The sequence below is a fragment of the Frankia sp. CeRuru1 genome (assembly GCF_977966315.1).
The window spans coordinates 1-6382 of record NZ_CDWWEW010000303.1; the positions used below are offsets into that span (position 1 = coordinate 1).

Genomic DNA, 6382 nt, shown 5'->3' on the forward strand with positions numbered 1-6382 from the left:
CCCGCCCACTCCGGCAGCGGCACCACCGGCCGCGAGCCGTTCGGGTAGTCCCGCGGCACCGCCTCCCCCGAGTCGCACGGGGGATCCGGTCAGCTCGGCCGGAACCGCGCGTTCGACGCCCGGCCGTACGAGTGCCTCCCCACCGCCGGTCTCCCTACCGCCGGCCTCCGCGCAGCTGCCGGCACCGGCGCCGACCCGGGCTCGACCACCGGCACCGGCGCCGTCCCAGGCTCGACCGCCAACGCCAACGCCAGCGTCGGTACCGACGCCGGCACCGGCACCGTCCCGACCCGCGTGGTTCGAGCGCGACGTCTCGAGGACCTCCGCCGGGTCCGCCGGTTCCGGCGCCAGGGTGCCATCCGTTCCCGGCGTTGAGGAGGGTCCTCGGTCGCGAGGAGTGCCGGCGCCCGTTCCCGTCCGGGATCATCGAGAACCTGGAAGGGATCCCCTGGAGGCCGCGGCCGGGCGTCGGCCGCTCGCCCGTACCGACGGGGATGACCACGTACTCGATCATGATCGTGGTCGTCCACGGGCGTCGCGTTCTGCCGACCCGCCGACCATGCAGGTGCGCCGACAGCTCAGACCCGATCCCGAGCCGGATCCGGTGCCCTCCGGCACGAGGGACGAGGCGTGGCCCCTACCGGTCTCCGGCGCGCGGCAGGGCGGCGAGCCGGTGACCGATGCCTATTCCTATCCCGACTCCTATCCTGGCCCGGCCTTCGACCGCCGGCTGCAGGCATACCCCGGGCGGAACCGGGGCGCGGGTGACGACCATGACCTGGAGGATCAGGAACGGCGTGCTGACCCGGGGCCGCGGCCGGTTGTCCCGCGTCCGCAGGCCTTGCCCGAGACGCATCGTCCGTCGACGCCGGCCGAACAACCAAGGCCGGCCGAACAACCAAGGCCGGCCGAACAGCCGAGGCCGTCCGAACAGCCGAGGCCGTCCGCGTCTCGCGACCACCTCGCCGGTTCGGCCCCGGCGAACGGCGGTTTTGCGGCCCGGCGTGCCGATGAGGCCGTGGAAAGTCCCGATTTCCCACCGATCATCGCGCTCCGGCCGGTCGCCCCGTCCCGGCCGGTCGCCGCGCTGATGGTGGTGCTGGCGGCCGTCGGAGCCGGCATCGGCTCCGTCCTGCCGTGGAGCGAGATGTCCAGCGGCGACGAGACACGTACCTTCAGCGGTCTCGTGGTCGGAGACGGGCGCACCATCGGTGTCCTGGCGGTCATGCTCGGTGCCATCGGGGTGGGACGGTTGGTGCGTCGGCCGCTTGCCGGTGCGATCGACGTCGTCCTCGCCCGAATCATCGCGGTCCTGATCGTGATCATCACCGCTCTGGACCGCATCTACGGGCCGCCGACCCTCGCCTCGTTCCGCGCGATTTCCGCGGATGCGATCTCGATCCGTCCACAGGCGGGGATCACGGTGTGCCTCGGCGCCGGCCTCCTCGCCCTGATCGGGGCGGTGCTGCTCCAGCCGAGGACGAAGCCCCCTCGAGGGTGACCCGTCCGCATCGATCCGGTCCCGGCGGTCGTGCTCCCACGTCCTTCCGCTGACCCCTTGCTGGGGGACAACGGATTCGGTGGATGTGGGTCATGACCGAATCGTCATTGTCCGCGAGGATGTTCCTGGTCAAGGAGACACGGGGGAGTCAAGGGGACGCAGGGAGGACAGGCCGCCGGGCCAGGGGATGTCCGTCGAGGTGTTCCGTTCCTTGATCGGGCGCGCGCTCTCCCGCTGTGCGGGTGGTGGCGTGAGGGCGCGCGCCGGGTCCACGTCCTCGTGATCACTCTGGTGGCGGGGTCAGGCCGTTCCCTCGGCACCGGGATTGAGATGGCCGTCTTCCACTGCGAGTTTGTAGAGGTCGACCTTGGTGCTCGCGTCCCGCCCGGCCTTGCGGTACTTCGATCGGACCCGATCGATGTACTGCTTCGCCGTTTCCGGGGAGACGTTCATCTTGTGGGCAACCGTCTTCATGGGCATTCCGGTCGCATAGAGACGCAGTGCTTCTACTTCTTTGGGTGACAGGCCCGGTTTGTCCGGGGCGTCATCGGTGAGCAGCAGGAATGCCAGCTGCGGCGAGATCCACCCTGTTCCCGCGGCGGCGGCGCGGATCGCGGTGGCCAGATCCTCGATGTCGTCGGTCTTCGGGACGAAGCCCGACGCGCCGGCGCGCATCGCGTCGCGAACCGTCGCGGGAGCCGCCGCGGCGCTGAAAACCACGACCGCGCGGTCCACCGCGAGCAGCCGCTGGATGTTATGGGGCGGCGCGGTGCCATCGCCGAGATCGAGATCGAGCAGGATCACCTGGGCGCCGTGCCCCGGGCCGGCCAGCAGGGCTTCGATGGAGTGAGCGGTGCCGATCAGCCTGAAGTCCTCGACGTCGTGAAGGAGGTCCGCGAGGCCGCGAAGCACGATCGGGTGATCGTCCACTGCCGCCACGGTGATGGCGCCAGGTACTGCGGGTACTGCAGTTCCGTTCGCTACGCTCATGCTGGTCCAGTCGTTCTCCCGGACTTGCCGGCCACGAGGCGACAGACCTCGTCAGGCCGTACGGGCGTTGGTGCCCGCTGGCGGAGCGCGGGGGCCCCACCGATCGCTGGGTGCGTCGGGGACACCGCACCCAGCGACGCCAACCATTTCAGCAGATCCCCACCGGGTGGCTGGTGGAGCATAGGGAGGGCCCAGCGTGGCGAGTGTCACGAGGGGACACGTCCATCAGAAGACGATCATAGATCATCGGCCGTCCACGTCCGAGCGCTGCTCGGACGTGCTAGCGGCTCGTGGCGAGTTCGTCGGCGTCGGCGCGGGCAATGGGCGCTGCGCCAGCGGCGCGCCTGGAGCCAGGCTGAGCTGGCCGGCGCGGTGGGCATGACGCAGTCGGCGGTGGCACGGTTCGAGGCCGGCGGCACCGTACCGACACTCCCGGTGCTGGAACGGCTCGCCGAGGCACTCGACGCCGACCTCGACGTCCGCGTCATCCCTCGCTCCGCAGCGTAGGAGACGTTCTGGCACGCCTGTCCGACATGAGCCGGTGAAATTCAGCGGGCGCCGACGACGGCTAGCTCGTCCAGTCCTCCCAGCTCAGGCCGGTGACCCGGCTGAACTCCGAGGTGTTCGCCGTAACGACTGTCAGCCCGCGCCGCAGTGCCTGCCCGGCGATCAACAGATCGTAGGCGCCAATCGGCGTCCCGGCCTTCTCCAGGGCGGCGCGCACCTCGCCGGCAGTACGGGCGTCCTCGTCATCGAAGTCAAGCAGGTCCAGGTCACCGGAGAGCAGTATCCGCAGGCGCTCGGTGTTCTCCGGCACCTGAGCGCTCTTCGCCACGCCATACCACAGCTCGAACAAGACGACCGACGAGAGCGCGAGATAATCCTCGGACGCTTCGGCCTCCCGGTACCGTTCCCGCACGCCGGCGGGCTTGTTCCGCAGCAGCGCGACCACAGCGTTGGTGTCCAGGAGGTAGCTCACCCGAAGAAGTCCTCCCCGGCGGGCGTCGGCGGCTGGTTCCTGCCGTCCTCGAACAGCGGCACGTCCGCGAAACGGTCCAGCTCGGTGAACCAGGCATCGACATCGGACGCGATCGGCTCCAGCAGCACGCCGTCTCCCATGCGCCGGACGCGCACCCGGTCACCGGGCAGCCGGAACTCCTTCGGGAGCCGCACTGCCTGGCTCCTGCCGTGCATGAAGAGCCTCGCGATCGCCGTGTCCGCCACAACGCCTCCCGCCTATGATAGCTATCGATAGTATATACCAGGTGTCCGCTGCCGACTCGGTCAGATGGCGGTAGCGCGGGCACGCTGTGGCATGAGGCGGCGGTGCTAGCGGCACGTACGAGGGCGGCGATAGCCGAAGATGCGCTGGCTGGTCGGGCGTCAGACTGGACCGCCTCGTCGAGCCGCAGTCCATCCCCGCCCTTCGCGACCGCGACCCCACTGGCTACGAACGGCTGCGCCAGGAACCAGCATTTATCGCATTCCGGTTCCGCAACATCAGCCCAGGATGAGCTGACAGGACCGGGACAGATCTACGATCTGAAACATGATAACCCTCGGTCACCGATCGACCGAAAGACAGGGCTGGCCGCCCGGATGAGCTGGTCGGCCTGCGGGCAGGTGGCCGCCAAGACGTCAACGATCGTAGGCGATGCGCTTGAGCCCCATGGCCAGCCTTTCGAACTCCGCCGGATCGGTATAGACGTGCGCGCTCGCGCGGAGGACCGGCCCGGTGAGATCCCGGGAGCGCTCCACGGGGATGGCACTGGCGAGCACCCGGTCTTCTCGGTAGAGCCGGTCCCGGACGGCCACCGGATCGGTGCCGGGGGGCGGTTGCATGGTGATGATGCCGCATGGTGAATCTGGGTCCTCGCGCACCCGCCAGCCGCCGGCCCCGTCGAGAAGGTGCCTTCCCTGACCGGCCAGCCGTGCGATGCGGGCGAAGACAAGTGACGGGCCGGAATCCATCAGTTCCGTGACGGCCTGCCCCAGGCCGATGCGGGACACGGTCGCCGCCTCGCCTATCCCGAGCCGGGCCAGTCCGGGGAGAGGAACCGGACGGTCGTTGCGGTCGAAGCGTGCGCTGTGCAGGCTCGGCACGGCGATATCAAGAAGATCGACGCTGCCTTTCCGGACGGCGAGAAATCCTGCTCCTCGTGGCCCGCAGAGCCATTTTCTCGACGTTCCGATATAGGCGCTGGCCGCGGTCTGGCTCACCTCGACCTGGCCGAGGGACTGCGCCACGTCGAGTACCAGGGGGACGCCTTCGGCCGCGCAGCGCGCACCGATCGCGGCCGCCGGCTGAACGATGCCCCGTTGGCTTGGCACCTGCGGAAACACCACGAGGTCGAGGTCGGCGAGACCGATGCGCCCGGGTGCATCGGCGCAGGCCACTCCGGCCCGGTCGAGGGTCTCGACGTCGATGACCCCGGTCTCGTCGACGGGAAGATCGACTAGCGAGACCGCGGTGCGCAGCGCCCGGGCGGCGAGTACGAGCATGTTGGACCCGTACTCGCTCGGTACCACGCCGATCCTCGCCTCGGCGGGGAGTCGCCAGGCCATCAGCAAGGTGGCGAAAGCCGCGCTCGCCGAATGGTGGAAGCTCAGGTCATCAGCGTCGAGTCCCGGGCCCATTAGGCTGACGAGCCTGGCCCGCGTGGCGTGGAGCCCGCTGCCTGCCTCCACCTCGGCGGCGTACGCGCCGAGTTCGCTCTCGCTCTCCAGGTACGCGGTCTCGGCCGCGATCGTGGCCCGACTGGGGCGGGCCGCGCCGGCCGAGTCGAGATGAACCACCGACGACGGTGACCGGGCCGCACGCCAGCGGTGGAAGAGCCGGAGCTGCTCGGGATCGTCGTTCGGCCCGGGATCGTCGCTGTCGGTGAGTCGGCGCTGGCTGGGCTGATGGATCGACGGTGTGTCCACAGGAACAGGGTGACACCTCGACGACACGTGCGGCACCGTGCCGGCGGTGCGCCGACGGTGTGGACGTCGTGGCTGCGACGGTGTTTCCGTCGGTCGTGGGTTCGAGCCCCACTCGCCCCACCAATGTGGGCATTGCGCGAACCGCTCCTTTCGGGGGCGTTGTGGCTGGTAGGACGGCTGCGGCGCCCCGGCGTGGGGCGGGGGGTGCGGCTGGTCTGGCCGGCTTGGGTCGGTCTGCGACTCCAGTCTCTACGTTGGCGGTGTCCCTTGGAGTGTTGGGTCTGGGGACCTTGAAGATCGGTATGAGCCGGTCCGGTCCAGTGATCTTTACTTCGGCGACGAGGGCTTCGATGAGGGCCTTGCGTCGGAGGTCGTCACCTGTCTCGATGATCGTCTCGATGTGCTTGACGACCGCGCGGAGAGTGGAACGGGCCGGCATGACCGGTTCGTCGTCGATCTCTTCGGTGAGTTCGGCCTGCCGGTGGCGGAGCTGCTTCTGCTTGGTGCGCAGGGCTTCGAGCCGGGTGGCGAGGATCTCTTCGTCGAGGGTACCCCGCTCGAAGGAGCCCAGGTAGCGGTCGATGGCCTGGTCGGTCTGGGTGAGTTCGGTTTCGATGGCGGTGAGTTCGTCGGTGCGGTCGGAGCGGGCGTTGCGGTGGCGACGCTGGGCGTTGGCGACGGCGTCGGCGATGAGCTGCTGGTGGTCGCGGTAGAAGCTGACGAGCGCGGCGAGGACTGCGCTGTCGACGGCGTCGGCGTCGAGGCGGGGCGCGTCGCACTGGTCGCTGTCGTAGCGGTTGCGTGTCCGGCAGGTGTAGTAGCGGTAGGTGTGGTTGCGGCCGGTCGCGCGGGTGCCGATGACGGCTTTGCCGCACTGGGGGCAGCGCATCCGGCCGGTCAGGTAGTAGTCGGAAGGGTTGGCGGCGCGGCGTGAGGTGTCCTCACTGCGTTCGATGAGGATCTTCT

At 69.4% G+C, this 6382-nt stretch carries 7 protein-coding genes and 1 pseudogene; 2 read left to right on the top strand and 6 right to left on the bottom strand.

The window, feature by feature from the left end; genetic code table 11:
• Positions 1-637: 637 nt before the first annotated feature.
• On the bottom strand, positions 638-856 hold the full coding sequence (locus tag AC08OP_RS18585; protein ID WP_462203778.1) for a hypothetical protein: 219 nt from the start codon (positions 854-856) through the stop codon (positions 638-640).
• Positions 857-1018: 162 nt separating this feature from the next.
• Here AC08OP_RS18585 and AC08OP_RS18590 point away from each other — a divergent pair, with 162 nt between their 5' ends.
• Complete coding sequence (locus AC08OP_RS18590; protein ID WP_476615356.1) at positions 1019-1501, top strand: hypothetical protein; 483 nt, start codon at positions 1019-1021, stop codon at positions 1499-1501.
• A gap of 300 nt (positions 1502-1801) precedes the next feature.
• Here the strand turns inward: AC08OP_RS18590 and AC08OP_RS18595 are convergent, their stop codons facing one another.
• Positions 1802-2491 (bottom strand): response regulator transcription factor, encoded by a 690-nt coding sequence (locus tag AC08OP_RS18595; RefSeq protein WP_462186257.1) that lies wholly within the window; start codon positions 2489-2491, stop codon positions 1802-1804.
• Here AC08OP_RS18595 and AC08OP_RS18600 point away from each other — a divergent pair.
• On the top strand, positions 2420-2998 hold the full coding sequence (locus AC08OP_RS18600; protein ID WP_476615357.1) for a helix-turn-helix domain-containing protein: 579 nt from the start codon (positions 2420-2422) through the stop codon (positions 2996-2998). The two genes, AC08OP_RS18595 and AC08OP_RS18600, sit on opposite strands and share 72 nt — an antisense overlap.
• 61 nt (positions 2999-3059) lie before the next feature.
• On the opposite strand, the gene AC08OP_RS18605 is transcribed toward AC08OP_RS18600, so the two are convergent.
• The 4 genes and pseudogenes from AC08OP_RS18605 to AC08OP_RS18620 form a co-directional block, all read right to left on the bottom strand.
• A complete protein-coding gene (locus tag AC08OP_RS18605) occupies positions 3060-3470 on the bottom strand; it encodes a PIN domain-containing protein (RefSeq protein ID WP_476615358.1) in 411 nt (136 codons plus the stop codon).
• Positions 3467-3715 carry an antitoxin gene (locus AC08OP_RS18610; RefSeq protein WP_462203775.1) on the bottom strand — a complete coding sequence of 83 codons (249 nt, stop codon included), beginning with the start codon at positions 3713-3715 and terminating at the stop codon, positions 3467-3469. The genes AC08OP_RS18605 and AC08OP_RS18610 overlap by 4 nt, the downstream gene beginning before the upstream one ends.
• A gap of 414 nt (positions 3716-4129) precedes the next feature.
• A complete protein-coding gene (locus AC08OP_RS18615) occupies positions 4130-5416 on the bottom strand; it encodes an aminotransferase class V-fold PLP-dependent enzyme (RefSeq protein ID WP_476615359.1) in 1287 nt (428 codons plus the stop codon).
• A gap of 781 nt (positions 5417-6197) precedes the next feature.
• Positions 6198-6305: pseudogene (locus AC08OP_RS18620) on the bottom strand (recombinase zinc beta ribbon domain-containing protein); the annotation flags it as partial.
• Positions 6306-6382: the final 77 nt, after the last annotated feature.